The sequence below is a fragment of the Zhenhengia yiwuensis genome, from assembly GCF_014384995.1.
Taxonomy (GTDB): Bacteria; Bacillota; Clostridia; order Lachnospirales; family Cellulosilyticaceae; genus Zhenhengia; species Zhenhengia yiwuensis.
Genome location: NZ_JACRSY010000007.1, coordinates 121,994 through 136,867, shown reverse-complemented (window position 1 = coordinate 136,867; position 14,874 = coordinate 121,994). Strand labels below are relative to the sequence as shown.

Below are 14,874 nucleotides of genomic sequence, written 5' to 3'. Positions count from 1 at the left end.
TTTTTCCACGATGCCTAAGTTTACGAGCAACTCCTCGTTGACCTTTTAGCAGAGGACTTTCCTCTAAAAGACCAGCATATATGCCTCTGTAGATAGTTGAATAACTAATGGCTATAGGATTGTTCTCTAACTTTAATCGATTTGAAATTTGTTCAGGAGACCACTGGTGCTGAAGAAAAAGTTCCTGAACTTTATCATGAATCAATTCATCCACTAGCATCTTTTTAGCCCTACAATTTTCACGTCTTTTTAGATATTTTCTTTGAGCATCAGATGGAGAATATATCCCGTTAGCATCTGAATTTCTTTTAATTTCTCTAGAAATAGATGATTTGCTTCTATTAAGTTCCTTTGAGATAAAACCTAAAGATTTAGATTGAGCAAGGAAAAATAATATTTTTTCTCGCTCAGCTATGGTAAAATGTGTGTAATGGCTCATAAGATTAATCCTTTCAATAGTAGTCTTCGCAAACACTATTTTACTAGGATTTTCTCTTATGAGTCATATTTTTTTTAGGTGTTGCACTTAGATTGTAAATTCAAGAGATATAAAGAAAAGAACAGAAGACATACCAAATCTATGGGAAATGTTTGAAGTAGCTATTGCTTATGCAGATAATCCTAAAGAAAATACAAAAAAGGATTTTATTACATACTATGATAAGGTTATACAACAACCTTATGTTAAATGGAAGCTATCTATAGGATTATATTGGATTAGGCCTGAAACATATCTTAATCTTGATGGATGCAATAGAGAATTTCTTATTAAAAACAATAAAGATTTAATGTTCTGGCAATATGATTTGAAAAATGAATTTAAAACTGTCCCAAATGCTTTGGTATATCTTAATATAGTTGATTGCCTAAAAAGAGCATTTAGCCAAAATAGAATCCCATATCATGATTTTTCACATCTTTCACATGAGGCATGGAAAAGAAATAATATCAATGAAATTAAAGAGAGCTGTGATGAATATGGAGAAAACTTAAGGGAGTCAGAAACAAGGTATTGGATTTATGCACCAGGAGAGAACTCTTGTAAATGGGAGGAGTTCTACGATGAGGGCATTATGGGAATAGGCTGGGAGGAACTCGGTGATTTAAGACAATATACTACGCGAGAATCTATGCGCATGAAGATGAAAGCACTATGGGACAGTAATAAAAGTTATACGAATGCTTCTTTAGCGACTTGGCAGTTTATGCATGACATGCAAATCGGAGATATTATATATGTAAAAAAAGGTGTATCAGCTCTTATTGGAAGAGGGGTTGTTGAAAGTGATTATATTTTTGATGAGGCAAGACAAGATTACAAATATATTCGAAGAGTGAAATGGACGCATAAAGGAAATTGGGAGCATCCAGGTCGGGCAGTGATGAAGACTTTAACGGATATATCTTCTTATGTGGATTACCGTGAAAAAATAGAAGTGATGATGACACAAACAGAAGAAGGATTTGAAGAGATAGAAGAGCAAGAGATTGAGTATGATAGCTATTTAGAAGAAGATTTCTTGAGCGAAGTCTATATGAATGCACAGCAGTATGAGACATTAGTAGGCTTGCTTAAGTATAAGAAAAATCTTATTCTTCAAGGAGCACCTGGAGTAGGCAAAACTTTTGCAGCTAAGAGGTTAGCTTATTCTATAATGGGTACTAAGGACACAAGTAGAGTAATGATGGTTCAGTTCCATCAAAGTTATAGCTATGAAGATTTTATTATGGGGTATCGCCCGACTCAAGATGGGTTTGAACTGATGCAAGGGCCTTTTTATCAGTTTTGTAAACGTGCACAAGATGATAGTGAAAGGGATTATTTCTTTATCATTGATGAAATTAATAGAGGTAACTTGAGTAAAATTTTTGGGGAACTCCTTATGCTTATTGAGAAAGATAAAAGAGGAGATAAGCTTCGTTTACTTTATGCGAATGAGTTGTTTTCAGTGCCGAGTAATGTACATATCATTGGGATGATGAACACAGCAGACCGAAGTCTGGCTATGATTGATTATGCGCTTAGAAGGAGATTTGCTTTTTATGAACTAGAGCCTGCTTTTGATTCAGAAGGTTTTAATAAGGTAAGAGAAGAAGTAGGTCATCCTAAGTTTGGCGTACTTGTAGATACGATTAAAGCATTAAATCAGGATATTGGTAAGGATGAGGCATTAGGAACAGGCTTTAGAATAGGACATAGTTATTTGTGTACAGATGATCCTATTACAGATGAATGGATTGAAGCTGTTATTAAATATGAACTATTGCCTCTTATCCATGAATATTGGTTTGATGATAGTACTCAAGTGGAAAAATGGCAAATAAGGTTGAGTGATATTTTAAATGACTAAGAATAAAAGTATCTATATTAAAAACATTTATTACATGCTTGCCTATGCTTTTCAATCTTTAAAGGAGGAATCGTATAAGCATATAGAGACTGAAACATTTCAGTATACAAGTGATTTGTTAGTGGCTATTCTTGCCCAGGGGATTGCTAATCAAATAAGAAGAGGATTAGGGCGAGAATACTGTAGGCAAATGCAATCTTTAAGTTCTCCAAGAGGAAAAATAGATGTCACAAATTCTATTAAAGCTCAAACTTTGTTTAGAAGACAACTTATCTGCGTCTATGATGAGTATTCAGAGAATATGTACATGAATCAAATATTAAAGACAACAGCGAACTTACTCCTAAGATGTCCAGATGTGGCATTAGCTCAGAAGAAAAAAATGAAAAAAGTACTTATATATTTTCAAAATGTCAAGGAAGTAAATCCTTATACAATTCAATGGAAAGCTATTAAGTATCACAGGCATAATGCTACATATAAGATGCTGCTGAATATTTGCTATTTAGTCATAAAGGGCTTACTGATGACGGAGGAAGAGGGTTCTAAAAAAATAGGACACTATATAGATGAGCAACATATGCATAGATTATACGAAAAATTTATATTTGCTTTTTATAAAAAGCATTACCCACAATTTAAGGTGTCAGCTAAGCATATTAACTGGAATGTAGATGATGGATATGTAGAATTACTACCGACTATGAAGACAGATATTACGTTGGAATATAAAGATAAGACAATGATTATTGATACAAAATATTATAGCTCAATACTGCAACAACATGGGCAGTTTCATAGTAAGGCTTTACACTCAGGTAATATGTATCAGATATTCACCTATGTTAAAAACTATGATGTCATGCAATCTGGTAAGGTAAGTGGTGCACTTCTATATGCTCAAACAGATGAAGCAATTATGCCAGACCATGAATATAGGATGGCTGGTAATAAGATTAATGTTAAGACATTAGATTTAAGTGGAGATTTTGAAATAATCAAACAACAGCTTAATGATTTAGTGAAGGAGCTAGCCGAATAGGCTAGCTTTTTTGTAGAAAAATCTACTCATAACGATAGAGCAGTATATAAAGGTATTATTGATAATGAAATGGCTTTAGTAGAAATCAGGCCTTTATGCGATGCATTAGGAATTCAAATTGAGTGGGACAGTACATTATCTACAGCATATTGTTCAAAAGGTGATACAACATTTTTTTTAACTGTAGGTTCTAAGAGTGCTCAACTTAATGGTAGCCCTATAGCATTAGAGAGAGCACCTAAATTAGTAAATAATAAAAGAAGAGATAATGCCTATATAAGGGTATTATCTTTTTTCTATTATATAAGCATAATAAGCTTTAAGTATCAAGATTCTATGAGTATGTAGACAAACCTACTCATAACAGCACCTCTCACACCATATATTATAAGGATAAGCATAGTGAGAGCAGGAGGAAGATAAGTGGCGGTTATTTCAGTAGTTAACTACAAAGGAGGAGTAGGTAAAACAAGTATAGTGGCTAATCTAGCAGTAGGCCTTGCTACCAAAGGTCATAGGGTATTAGTCGTAGATTTAGACCCACAAGCTAGTCTGACTTTTTCATTTATACCTGTAGAGCAATGGGGGACGCGGTATAGAGAAAATCATACCATTAAAAAATGGTATGATAGCTGTTTGAATGGCAATAAGATACCTTTTGAAACCTTATTTACAGAGAACTTAGAAGTCAATCAGCATTTAACAAGACCCATTACGATTATTTCTTCTCATACAGATTTATTTAAAGTAGAGATAGAACTTGCACAAAGGTGTCTAGGTGTAACAAGGCGTAAGCAAATAAGAAATAAAATGGCTATACTTTATTTATTAGATAAGGAAATAGAGAAGTTAAAAGAACAGTTTGATATGATTTTGATAGATTGCCAGCCGAGCTTTGGCATCATTACACAAAGTGCTGTAGTGGCAAGTGATTACTATTTAGTCCCAACAAGACTTGACCACTTATCTAGTTTAGGTGGATTAACGCTGAAAGGACATGTAGAGGAATTAGTGAGAGATACTAACCAAAGTATCGCTTACTTTAGTTTACCTTATCATAATTTGCATCCACAACTTATGGGGACTGTAGCAACTATGGTGCAAACCAGTGGGGATGATCTCATTGCTATTAATAAGCAGTATGAAAAAGAAATTAAGGACCAGGCATTAAAGTATTTTAATACACGTATCAGGTTTAATCAAAGTGTAATGGGGCAGAACAATAAAATCCCTACTATTTTAAGAAGCAAATCAGGTCCAATGGAAAAGAAGCTTGCTGAAGAGTTTGAAGCGCTCTTACAAGAGGTACTACAGAGAATGGGGGATAAGTGATGGCAATAGGTGCACAAGAAGTGATTAAAGGCTATAAACTCGCCTTAAAATTTATAGAAGGACTTGATGAAAAGCAATTCTCAAAATGGCTAGAGGGAGAGTTTACTTTAGGATTACAAGAAGTACATAAAAGTAAAAAGGTTGTCAAAGAAGTAGATAAGCAATTAGTGGTTTATGAAGAAGCATTGAAACAATGTCAAACCTATGAAGAGGCACAAATCTACTTACAAGGACTAAAATTAAGTAAGCCTAAGCTAGTAGAACTGGCAAAAAGTTTAAGTGCCTGCATTAAAAGCAGAGATAATAAAGATCAAATTATAGAGAAAATCATACAGGCAACGGTAGGGAATAGGTTAAAAATGGCAGTATTAGGGAGTAAAGTAGGAAGCTAGCCAGAAGGTGAGAAAATCCGAATTTTTTACTTAAATTCATATTTTGCGTTAGGGAAGTAGAAAATGAGGTGTTAAAAAGTGTATAATAAGCTAGAAAAAAGATGAAGGAGTTTAGCAAAATGAAAAGATTAATACAAAAGATAATGAACCTAACTTTAGCTGCTCTATTAGTACTTACGCCAGTACAAGCTCAAGCTAGAACTTTAGCAAAACCTGTATCTATATCTCTTGATCAGGTCATTATTGGTGAAGGATATATAAGTGATAATGGGAACGCTATGATACCATTAAGACTATTATCAGAAAAACTTAACTATGATGTAAGCTGGGATAATAAAGAACAGACTGCTACGATAACAAAAGGGGATAAATTCATTGAGTTTACAGTAGATTATCATAATGCCAAATCCAATGATGGATATATTCAATTATTAAGTAATCCTGAGATGAAAAATAATACAGTATATCTTCCTATAAGAGTTGTAACGGATACATTAGGTTTACAAATAAGCTACGCCAATAGAACAGCTTATCTCTCTACATCAGGTGAACCAATCAAAGTACCTACTGTAAATAAACAAGTACCACTAGAAGAAGTACCGAGTTTACTACTAGGTAATGGCTATAAGAGATTTGGCATAGATAATATAAGTTACAACAGGCACGCTATAGGTGAGGATGGAAAGCCTTATCAAATTTCATTTGCACAAGTAGTACCAGAAAAACAATTAGTAACCTTATCTTTGCATGAGAATAATTCAGAAAATCTAGAGATGGCAAAGCTTATTCTGAGTAGCTTAGTACCTACCAAGGCAAATGAACTGTATAATATGATTTCTACACAAGAGATTATCCCTTTAACAATTATAGAAGCTGATGGGTATCAGATAGGGATATTAGCAGAAGAAGATTATTCAAGCCTTGATTTAATATTTGATGGGAGTCAAGAGAGAACTTATATTAAAACCCTAATAAATAGCTCACTATAGGGGGTCTCTTAATAGGGATTAACAAAGATAACAATAAACGAAAAAAGCTAGCATACAGTCATTCTGCCTTAAAAGCATGGCTGTATACTAGCTTTTTTATGTGGCAAAATAGAGGCTTAGAAATTTCTAAAAGCAAAGAGGATTCATCTCTGAAAAATACAAAAAAGAGTTGACTTTTAGGAGGTAAGATATTATATTTTGAGTGTACTAGTTGAAATAGTACACTTGGTACACGTAGCCATACACTAAAAGTAAATATATAGATAAAGTTTAAAGGAGGTGGACTATGTTTATTATTGATGGTAGAAGTGCTAAGCCGATTTATGAGCAAATTGTGGATCAAGTAAAGGAGCAATTACTTAAAGGTATTTTAAAGAGTGGTGATCAGTTGCCTTCAGTGAGACAATTAGCTGGAATGTTGACAATCAATCCCAATACAGTGAGTAAGGCTTATCAAGAGTTAGAAAGACAAAAAGTGATTGAAACAATTAGAGGGAGGGGGACATTTGTTTGTGCTCTTCCAATGAAAAAGGTGGATGAGGAGAAAATGGCCGAGTTATATCAAACACTAAAAAATATCTGTATTGAATTACACTACATGGGATTAGAGGAAGAAGAAATTGTTGCTCAGGTAGATAAAGTATTTAAAGAACTGAGGGGGGAGAAGAATGAGCATTAAAGTAAACGGTGTATCAAAAAATTTTGGGAAGTTCCAAGCGGTCCATAATGCATCACTTGAAGTAGCGCCTGGATGTATTCATGGCTTAATTGGTGAAAATGGTGCAGGTAAAACAACCTTGATTCAATGTATAGTAGGGATTTATAAGAGTGATCAGGGTGAAGTATTCATTGATGGTAAGTCAGTTTGGGAAAATGATGAAGCTAAGCAAATGATAGGCTATGTAGCAGATCGTAACCAATTTTTTAAGGGGTATAAAGTAAAAGAGTTAGTGGACTTCTTTGAAGCCATGTATCCAAACTTCAGTAGAAAAGATTTTGAACGCTATAATGAGATTTTTAAAATTAAGGTAAATCAAAAAGTTACTCAGCTTTCTAAAGGGATGCAGATGAGAGTATCTTTTATGCTACATCTGGCATCCAATCCTAAGGTAATGATATTAGACGAGCCTACATCAGGCTTAGATGCGATTGCAAAAAAACAATTACTTGATTTACTTATTGAAGCTGTAGAAGAAAAGCAAATGACTGTCTTAATATCTTCACACCATTTAACAGAGCTAGAGAAAATATGTGATGAGGTAACCTTTATTCATCAAGGTAGAGTCTCTTATCAATCTACTATAGATGAATTAAAGTCAAGCATTAAGAAGCTTCAAATTGTATTTGAAGACGAAGCACCAGAAGGCTTTATGAAGTGGAGTGAATTTGTGAATATTGAAAAGCTAGGGAGTGTGTACTATGCTATTACGGATCGTTATACACAGGAGCTAGAGAATAGATTAAGAAAGGTTGGAGCCCGAATTGTAGAACCTATAGGTATGAATTTAGAAGAAATCTTTATTTATACAGATGGAGGAAGGAGAGAGGCGAGTCATGAATAAATATAAGGCATTGATCAAATATGAGTTTAGATCATTAAAGTGGATGATATTATATTTCCTAATGGTATGTAGTGGTGTATTTCTACTATTTATGGGAACGATGGGGGAGAAAAGGAAGAGCTTCTTAGAACATTCAGGCATTTGGTATATATCTAATGAGTTTAGCCAAGAATTGAATTGGATTGCACCTTTCTTGTTAATAGGAAGCATTGTAGGACTTATTCTTCTCGTATATGTACAATTTAGGGATGCAAAAAATATAGAGGTTGGAAGATTTTTGAAGGCCTTACCTATACAAAGTAGCCATATTTATTGGATTAGGATGGGATGTGGCGTAGTAACTTATACCCTTCCATTTGTACTTTATGCCATAGGGATTGTAGTACTTCGATTTTCTCATAGTAGTTGGCTCAATGATATGTATAGCATAAGTATATGGCAAGATAGCCTTTTAGAGATAGAGTCCGTACAGTATATCGTATTAATGCTTCTGATGAACTATTTGATTATGACGTTAGTTTATCTCATGTTATTACTGATGCAGTACCTAATTAGTAATCGTATATTTGCTATCGTTGTTACAGCGATTGCCATGATTCTACCAACATATTTTAACCTTATGATAGATTTTAGGTACCAAGTAGATACTTATCTCACTTTACCAGTAGTATATGGCATGATGGATTCAGTCACAGGTAACCAAGTAAGAAATGGTGAGGGGGTTAACATTCATTTTATAGGAAATACAGGTATAAAGGTTTGTTTACTACTTCTAGCTATTGGCGTTGCTCTTGTATTAGGGTGGCTGAGTAGTAAATATTTTACGGTAGAAGACCAAAGTAAACTGATTCCTAAACGTTTATGTCGCAAGATATTTATTGCAGTAGGTACAATAAGTATGGCACTATTACCTCAATTTTATGTTTCAGGATTTGGTATGTTTTCTGAAGTGAATTTAGGAATCCATTTAGGATCTATAGTGATTCTAGGGATAGTAGGTTATATCCTAATGTATCAAGTTGCTAGGATTGGATGTAAAGAGAAATAGGAGGTGATTAAGATGAAGAAATTTGCATGGATTTTATTAGGGAGTATTTTATTGACAGGGTGCAGTACTTACCAAGAAGTAAGTATGATGACTACATACAGTGAGGAAGAGCCATCTAGTATGTATGGAAAAGAGGAAGCTGAGGATGTAGGGAGTCAGGCGTATTATGTAGTTGAGGATACTATTCTTAATCAGACAAAAAGAGTAGCTGATGAGTTTAATAAAAAATATAATGACTATTATTATGAGTTCGATTCAAGTGGGCGTGCATTACAGATAGATTGGGAATTCTTTCAGGAAAATAATTTAAAGCCAGAGGATAGTGAATGGGCAGAGAAATTAGATGAAGTATTTCCTGGGATTCAAGACTTTATGAAAAAGGTCGGAGCAGAAGAGAGCAATAGAAATCCTCAGCACATAGTGATTAATAATGCTGCCATAAGAATTAAACCTGCTCACTTATATAAGGATGTTGAGGGAAGAAGCTATAATTATAGTTCTTATATGGACATTGAAAATGAACCACTGACGTTAGTGGATGAGTACTTTAAACAGTTAGCAGAAGTCGTACCAAAGGATAAGTTTGTTGTATATACGCCTTATGTTATGGGAGAAACAAAGTTGTTACGTTTTTCTACACCATCACTTAATAATAGAAGTTATATGACGTTATACGATGAACAGGGAAAAGTGGATGCCACTTATTATGAAGAGAAGGCAGTGGGTTATCAGCTCTTTATAGAAGATGATCAGATTCAAAAAGTAAGGGTCATTTTCAATAAGATTAAAGATGAGGAGATCGATTTGTCCTATTTTGAACCTCTACTGAGCTGGTGTAAAAATGAATGGAATATGGAAGCAAGCGAATTAGAAGAGGTTAATGCCTTAGTTGAACAGGTTATACAGGGCAAAAAGGGAAGTAAAAAAGGAAGCTTTGGAAATTATGAGTATAGCTATAAAGCCAAGCAGAATAATAGGTTTAGGTATAGTGCAATAGATCAGTCTGAATATAAAGAGATGTCAATTGAATTTGTGATAGAACCTAAGTCAAATAGATAGGCTTATAGAAAAGGGAAGGGATTTAAAACCTTCCCTTTTATTTTGGAATAGAGTAATAATCATTTATAAAGAAAGGAAAGAATTTGTTCAAAATAAGAATAGATTCCTTTAGGGTACATGGAGCTTCGGAGACATGTTATACTAATAGTAAACAAATAGATATCTTATTGGTGATAGAAATGAAAGACAGGGGGAAGATATGAGTCTTAGTAACCGATTTAGGGAAGTATGTTTAGTTATTTTGATTCTTATTTGTGTGCTTGCTTACGGTATTTACTGGGCATTTTTTGATGTGCAACGTATAAAAGGGCAAGAGTTGTTAGGAAGCTATTTATCTCCAGGGCAAACCTATGAAGTGACAACCTATTTAAATAATGGTGGTGCAACCGTTGATTATGCTGTATTAGGGGTTGTGACAAATCAAGAAAGTAGAATAAGCAAAAATATTTATTGGCAATATCATTGTCAAACAGCAACGGTTGAGTGGTTGGATGATAGAACTGTTAAAATAAATGACATAGTGTTAGATGTAGAAAAAGATACTTATGATTATAGACGTGAATAATACAACTAACCAAATAGTTAATCTTTGGATTGAGATAGCACTTTTAGTAGATGCTATCTTTTTTTGATTATATTTACTAGTGGTGGTGAGGTAGTATGGAGATATGAAAGGAGTGACAGTCCGCTTATAGATACTAAAAATATAACCAAGCTCTTTATTAATGATTGGGTCATTTCTGTACAAGATAGGGAAATTATTATTGGTGATTAGAATTAAATAGTAAAATGATAAATATTTAAATAAACTTATTAGAGTGTTAAAATAATTGTAAAATAGATATTTACTTGCTGCCATTTATTATACATAGCAAATAGTATTGAGATGTTAAGTTTAGTTGACAAAATTCCAACTTTACTTGGTAGAAAGTAGTTGATATGTGAGGTATACTACACACAAGTGAACTTAGACTCATTGAAAGGCTGGTGATTATAATGTCATTAGGTGATAAATTACTAGATTTGCGTAAAAAAGCTGGATTATCTCAAGAAGATGTTGCAGATCGATTAGAGGTATCTAGACAAACTGTGAGCAAGTGGGAAACTGACCAAACAGTTCCAGAATTAATTAAAGTAAAATTGTTAAGTCAACTCTATAATGTAAGTTATGACTACCTTATAAGTGGAAGTAATCTTAGTGGCGATATTACAAGCATAGAAATGATAGTTGATGAAATTGACTGGACAAGTGCGTGGAGTAAAAAATATCCTATTTTAGCTACTTATCAAGGTATAGAAGGAATACAGCCTTATTGCCAACAAATCTGCAATTTTTATGACCATTTTAAAAACATGTTCAATCTCAATGATGAGGATACAGTTTTAATTTTAAAAGATATGCCATTTTTATACTTAAGACAATAAAATTAGATTGACTGGCTAAATAAAAATATATATATTAAAGATACTTAATGAATGAAAGAAATCAATATAGAGGAGAAAGTATGCTTACTACATTATTAATTATTATTTATATAGCCTTTATTAGTCTGGGGCTCCCAGATGCTATTTTAGGATCGGCATGGCCAATGATTTATCAAGATTTTAATGTACCTGTATCAGCAGCTGGTTTATCTACAATGATTGTTTCGGGAGGAACGATTATATCAAGCTTCTTTAGTGCAAAGCTCATTAGAAGATTTGGAACGGGTATCGTAACAACTGCCAGCGTATTTTTAACAGCAGCAGGGCTACTTGGTATATACTTTTCACCAAGTTTTCTTTGGATTTGTATACTTGGCATTCCAATGGGAATAGGAGCAGGTGCTGTAGATTCTGCATTAAATAACTTTGTTGCGCTGCATTATGAAGCAAAGCATATGAACTGGCTTCATTGTTTTTGGGGAATAGGGGCTACAGCAGGACCATTCATTATGTCCCTGTTTCTCTTAAAAGAAAATGGCTGGAGAATAGGTTATGCTACAATTGGGTTTATTCAGGCTGTTTTAGTGATAGGGCTAGTTGTTTCATTGCCTTTGTGGAAGAAGTTTGAAACCCATACAAATGAAGAGGAAGCTACTAAGAGCGATATAAATATTCGTGCTTTACTTAAAATAAAAGGAGCAAAACCAGCACTTGTGGCCTTTTTTTGTTACTGCGCAGTTGAGCTAACGACAGGGTTATGGGCAAGTTCTTATTTGGTTATAAGTAAAGGCATCCCGGCAGAAAAAGCTGCAAAATGGGCAGCGCTTTTTTACTTAGGTATTACAGTGGGTAGACTTGTAGCAGGATTCTTAGCCATGTATTTTAATAATAAGAAAATGATTAGAATAGGGCAAATAATCTGTATCTGCGGAGCTCTATTATTGATTATACCTTACTCAAGTTACTTGCAATTAGCAGGTCTGATATTGGTTGGCCTAGGTTGCGCGCCTATTTATCCGGCGATGCTCCATGAGACACCTAATAGATTTGGAAAGGAAATATCTCAGGGGATAATGGGTATTCAAATGGCAACAGCTTATGTAGGCAGTACTTTGATGCCACCATTATTTGGGATGATCGCAAAGGCTACTACTTTCAATTTACTACCTTACTTTTTAGTCGTTTTAGTGCTTATTATGTTCGTAACTTCAGAAAGAGTGAGTAAAGTATGTAAAGATAAAATGGTATAAGAATATATGCAAAATGTAATAGAGGTGAAGGAATGAAGTATCCATATCGTGAATATGTGAGTGTATTTAAAGCACTAGCAGATGAAACAAGGCTTAAGATTATTCAAATGCTTTCAAGTGGAGAACTTTGTGCATGCAATATTTTAGAAGAATTCAATATTACTCAACCTACATTGTCATACCATATGAAGATTTTAACGGAATGTGGGCTTGTAAAAGGAGTCAAGGAAGGTTCATGGATGAAATATACCATAAACAATGAGAGGTTAGAGATCGTTAAAGATATTTATGAAGATGTCAATAAAAATAGGTAGGGTATCAGGTAGGTATCCTACCTATTTTTTGCAATTAAAATACAAACTAGAGTATATAAAATACAATAGAGAACATATTGACAGTTATCTATATGCATGATAAGTTTGCTATAGAGCGTTATCCATATAAGCTCAGGTTTACGACTCGATAGGCCTAGTATTTGAGCATTTAAGTCTATAAAAACATAAAGAAATAGGGAGACAAAATGAAAAAGACAGATTTAACAAAGGGCAATGTATTAAGGGTGCTTACAGCACTTGCACTACCTATTATGGGGGGATCCTTATTACAATTTGCATATAACTTAGTAGATATGTTGTGGGTAGGGAGATTAGGAACAGATGCTGTTGCTAGTATTGGTTCTTCAAGCTTCTTTATAGGACTAGGCTACTCTATTAATGCAATGGTGGTTATTGGCGCAGGAATAAAAGTAGCCCATGCAGTGGGCAAGAAAAATGAGTATGAAACGAAGGCCTATATGAATGCAAGTCTAGTACTAAATGGTCTATTAGGTTTACTTTATGCGGTGCTACTCCTTTTTGCAGGAAAAAGCTTTATTAGCTTTTTACAACTTGGGAATGTAGAGGTTGAGCAGAATGCTTATCTTTATTTAGCATATAGTGCACCTATGCTATTTTTTGCATTTTTTAATTTACTATTTACAAGGCTTTTAGGGAGCTTTGGAAATAATAAAGAAGCTTTTAAGATTAGTGCCATAGGTATTATAATGAATATTATTTTAGATCCTATCTTGATATATACATTTAAAATGGGAGTTTTAGGGGCTGCTGTTGCAACGCTTATTGCAAATGTTACTATGTTTTTCTTATTCTTGTACAAGGGGAGAAGCATTTTATTTTTTGATAAAACAATTGGGATAGAGTATGAAAAAGTTGTTGAGATTATGAAGCTAGGATTTCCTATGTCCTTCCAAAGGATACTTTTCACTTTCGTGAATATTATACTCGCTCGAATGATAGCTATATTTGGATCAGATGCTCTAGCAGCTCAAAAAATTGGTCTACAAATTGAATCTGTAACTTATATGGTAATAGGTGGACTAAATGGAGCTGTAGCCAGCTTTACAGGTCAAAACTTTGGCGCTAAGAAGTATGAGAGAATCCATGAGGGTTATGCCACAGCCATTAAAATAGGAGGGGCGTACGCTCTAGCAACGACCATGATTTTTTTAATTATTCCAGGATCCATTGTAAAACTTTTTATTCATGAAGTTACAACGATAGAGATAGCAAGTAGTTATTTACGTATTATTGCTTTTTCACAAATATTTAGTGCTCTTGAAATGATTACGAATGGTCTGTTTACAGGGATAGGAATACCTAAAGTATCAGCTAAGATTAGCATTCTATTTACTGTATTACGTATTCCAATGGCCCTTTTATTTATACAGCTTTTTGAGATAAATGGTATATGGTGGAGCATTACACTCTCTAGTTTATTAAAAGGTGTAGTGGCTTATTTATACTATAAGCTAAAAGTGCAGAAACAATATAGATGTGATGCAGTAGATGAAAAGGTATTTAAGGGGTATAATGCCTAGAAAGGATAAGGTTATGTAAGAGTCTTGACCTTATTAAAATGGCAAATAACAGGAGAATAGTTTGGTAAAAAGGAGAGTATAAACGAATGAATAAATTAAAGGTGGCTTTTATATGTGTACATAATTCTTGTAGATCTCAAATGGCGGAGGCTTTAGGAAAACATTTCGCCTTGGATGTATTTGAAAGTTATTCAGCAGGGACAGAGCTAAGACCAGAAATTAATCAAGATGCTGTAAGAATTATCAAGGACTTATATGGGATTGATATGAATAAAACGCAAAAGAGTAAACTTTTAGAGGACATTCCAGAAGTGGATGTGGTGATAACAATGGGATGTAATGTAGCTTGTCCATCCTTACCATGTAAACATAGAGAAGATTGGGGACTTGAGGACCCATCAGGAAAGGCTGATGAAGAGTTTATCAAGACAGCTAGGCTTATAGAAGAAAAGGTAATTGAGCTTAGAGAGCGTATTGCTCTGTTTAGTGTTAACAGGTTATAAAAAGATTGGGTCAAAGTTCATAAACCGATTTGGTAAAAAATGCTA

Annotated in this window: 17 protein-coding genes; 16 read left to right on the top strand and 1 reads right to left on the bottom strand. The window is 34.0% G+C overall.

What is annotated here, in order from left to right; all coding sequences use genetic code 11:
• A partial coding sequence (locus H8718_RS06030; RefSeq protein WP_249332241.1) for a helix-turn-helix domain-containing protein occupies positions 1–439 on the bottom strand: 439 nt, incomplete at its 3' end.
• Positions 440–587: 148 nt separating this feature from the next.
• On the opposite strand from H8718_RS06030, the gene H8718_RS06025 reads away from it, so the two are divergent.
• From H8718_RS06025 to H8718_RS05950, 16 genes are all read left to right on the top strand, one after another.
• Positions 588–2,351, top strand: a complete 1,764-nt coding sequence (locus H8718_RS06025) for an AAA family ATPase (RefSeq protein WP_249332240.1) — start codon at positions 588–590, stop codon at positions 2,349–2,351.
• Positions 2,344–3,393, top strand: coding sequence for a 5-methylcytosine-specific restriction endonuclease system specificity protein McrC (gene mcrC, locus H8718_RS06020; RefSeq protein WP_249332239.1), 1,050 nt, complete (start codon positions 2,344–2,346; stop codon positions 3,391–3,393). The genes H8718_RS06025 and mcrC overlap by 8 nt, the downstream gene beginning before the upstream one ends.
• 54 nt (positions 3,394–3,447) lie before the next feature.
• Positions 3,448–3,741, top strand: coding sequence for a copper amine oxidase N-terminal domain-containing protein (locus H8718_RS06015; protein ID WP_408646569.1), 294 nt, complete (start codon positions 3,448–3,450; stop codon positions 3,739–3,741).
• A gap of 75 nt (positions 3,742–3,816) precedes the next feature.
• The gene (locus H8718_RS06010; protein ID WP_249332237.1) at positions 3,817–4,725 is read left to right on the top strand and encodes a ParA family protein; all 909 of its coding nucleotides are present in this window, start codon (positions 3,817–3,819) and stop codon (positions 4,723–4,725) included.
• Positions 4,725–5,117, top strand: a complete 393-nt coding sequence (locus H8718_RS06005; protein ID WP_249332236.1) for a hypothetical protein — start codon at positions 4,725–4,727, stop codon at positions 5,115–5,117. Before H8718_RS06010 ends, H8718_RS06005 begins: the two co-directional genes overlap by 1 nt.
• 119 nt (positions 5,118–5,236) lie before the next feature.
• Positions 5,237–6,106: a copper amine oxidase N-terminal domain-containing protein gene (locus H8718_RS06000; RefSeq protein ID WP_249332235.1), complete on the top strand. Its 870-nt coding sequence runs from the start codon at positions 5,237–5,239 to the stop codon at positions 6,104–6,106.
• Positions 6,107–6,392: 286 nt separating this feature from the next.
• Positions 6,393–6,785, top strand: coding sequence for a GntR family transcriptional regulator (locus tag H8718_RS05995; RefSeq protein ID WP_249332234.1), 393 nt, complete (start codon positions 6,393–6,395; stop codon positions 6,783–6,785).
• Positions 6,775–7,668 (top strand): ABC transporter ATP-binding protein, encoded by an 894-nt coding sequence (locus tag H8718_RS05990; RefSeq protein ID WP_249332233.1) that lies wholly within the window; start codon positions 6,775–6,777, stop codon positions 7,666–7,668. Before H8718_RS05995 ends, H8718_RS05990 begins: the two co-directional genes overlap by 11 nt.
• Complete coding sequence (locus tag H8718_RS05985) at positions 7,661–8,716, top strand: hypothetical protein (RefSeq protein ID WP_249332232.1); 1,056 nt, start codon at positions 7,661–7,663, stop codon at positions 8,714–8,716. Before H8718_RS05990 ends, H8718_RS05985 begins: the two co-directional genes overlap by 8 nt.
• Before the next feature lie 12 nt (positions 8,717–8,728).
• Positions 8,729–9,775, top strand: a complete 1,047-nt coding sequence (locus H8718_RS05980; protein WP_249332231.1) for a hypothetical protein — start codon at positions 8,729–8,731, stop codon at positions 9,773–9,775.
• Positions 9,776–9,974: 199 nt separating this feature from the next.
• The gene (locus tag H8718_RS05975; RefSeq protein ID WP_249332230.1) at positions 9,975–10,340 is read left to right on the top strand and encodes a DUF5412 domain-containing protein; all 366 of its coding nucleotides are present in this window, start codon (positions 9,975–9,977) and stop codon (positions 10,338–10,340) included.
• Between the two features lie 431 nt (positions 10,341–10,771).
• Positions 10,772–11,200: a helix-turn-helix domain-containing protein gene (locus H8718_RS05970; RefSeq protein ID WP_249332229.1), complete on the top strand. Its 429-nt coding sequence runs from the start codon at positions 10,772–10,774 to the stop codon at positions 11,198–11,200.
• Between the two features lie 80 nt (positions 11,201–11,280).
• Positions 11,281–12,450 (top strand): MFS transporter, encoded by a 1,170-nt coding sequence (locus H8718_RS05965; protein WP_249332228.1) that lies wholly within the window; start codon positions 11,281–11,283, stop codon positions 12,448–12,450.
• Positions 12,451–12,482: 32 nt separating this feature from the next.
• Positions 12,483–12,764: an ArsR/SmtB family transcription factor gene (locus H8718_RS05960; RefSeq protein WP_249332227.1), complete on the top strand. Its 282-nt coding sequence runs from the start codon at positions 12,483–12,485 to the stop codon at positions 12,762–12,764.
• A gap of 206 nt (positions 12,765–12,970) precedes the next feature.
• On the top strand, positions 12,971–14,326 hold the full coding sequence (locus tag H8718_RS05955; protein WP_249332226.1) for an MATE family efflux transporter: 1,356 nt from the start codon (positions 12,971–12,973) through the stop codon (positions 14,324–14,326).
• Between the two features lie 86 nt (positions 14,327–14,412).
• Positions 14,413–14,829, top strand: a complete 417-nt coding sequence (locus H8718_RS05950; protein ID WP_249332225.1) for an arsenate reductase ArsC — start codon at positions 14,413–14,415, stop codon at positions 14,827–14,829.
• The last annotated feature ends 45 nt before the right edge of the window (positions 14,830–14,874 follow it).

Bases quoted from the DNA above. Each gene is read 5' to 3' on its own strand.
- H8718_RS05950 (WP_249332225.1), top strand. From the start codon at position 14,413: ATGAATAAATTAAAGGTGGCTTTTATATGTGTACATAATTCTTGTAGA.
- H8718_RS06000 (WP_249332235.1), top strand. From the start codon at position 5,237: ATGAAAAGATTAATACAAAAGATAATGAACCTAACTTTAGCTGCTCTA.
- H8718_RS05995 (WP_249332234.1), top strand. From the start codon at position 6,393: ATGTTTATTATTGATGGTAGAAGTGCTAAGCCGATTTATGAGCAAATT.
- H8718_RS06025 (WP_249332240.1), top strand. From the start codon at position 588: ATGTTTGAAGTAGCTATTGCTTATGCAGATAATCCTAAAGAAAATACA.
- H8718_RS05975 (WP_249332230.1), top strand. From the start codon at position 9,975: ATGAGTCTTAGTAACCGATTTAGGGAAGTATGTTTAGTTATTTTGATT.
- H8718_RS05960 (WP_249332227.1), top strand. From the start codon at position 12,483: ATGAAGTATCCATATCGTGAATATGTGAGTGTATTTAAAGCACTAGCA.
- H8718_RS05990 (WP_249332233.1), top strand. From the start codon at position 6,775: ATGAGCATTAAAGTAAACGGTGTATCAAAAAATTTTGGGAAGTTCCAA.
- H8718_RS05965 (WP_249332228.1), top strand. From the start codon at position 11,281: ATGCTTACTACATTATTAATTATTATTTATATAGCCTTTATTAGTCTG.
- mcrC (WP_249332239.1), top strand. From the start codon at position 2,344: ATGACTAAGAATAAAAGTATCTATATTAAAAACATTTATTACATGCTT.
- H8718_RS05970 (WP_249332229.1), top strand. From the start codon at position 10,772: ATGTCATTAGGTGATAAATTACTAGATTTGCGTAAAAAAGCTGGATTA.
- H8718_RS06005 (WP_249332236.1), top strand. From the start codon at position 4,725: ATGGCAATAGGTGCACAAGAAGTGATTAAAGGCTATAAACTCGCCTTA.
- H8718_RS05955 (WP_249332226.1), top strand. From the start codon at position 12,971: ATGAAAAAGACAGATTTAACAAAGGGCAATGTATTAAGGGTGCTTACA.
- H8718_RS05980 (WP_249332231.1), top strand. From the start codon at position 8,729: ATGAAGAAATTTGCATGGATTTTATTAGGGAGTATTTTATTGACAGGG.
- H8718_RS05985 (WP_249332232.1), top strand. From the start codon at position 7,661: ATGAATAAATATAAGGCATTGATCAAATATGAGTTTAGATCATTAAAG.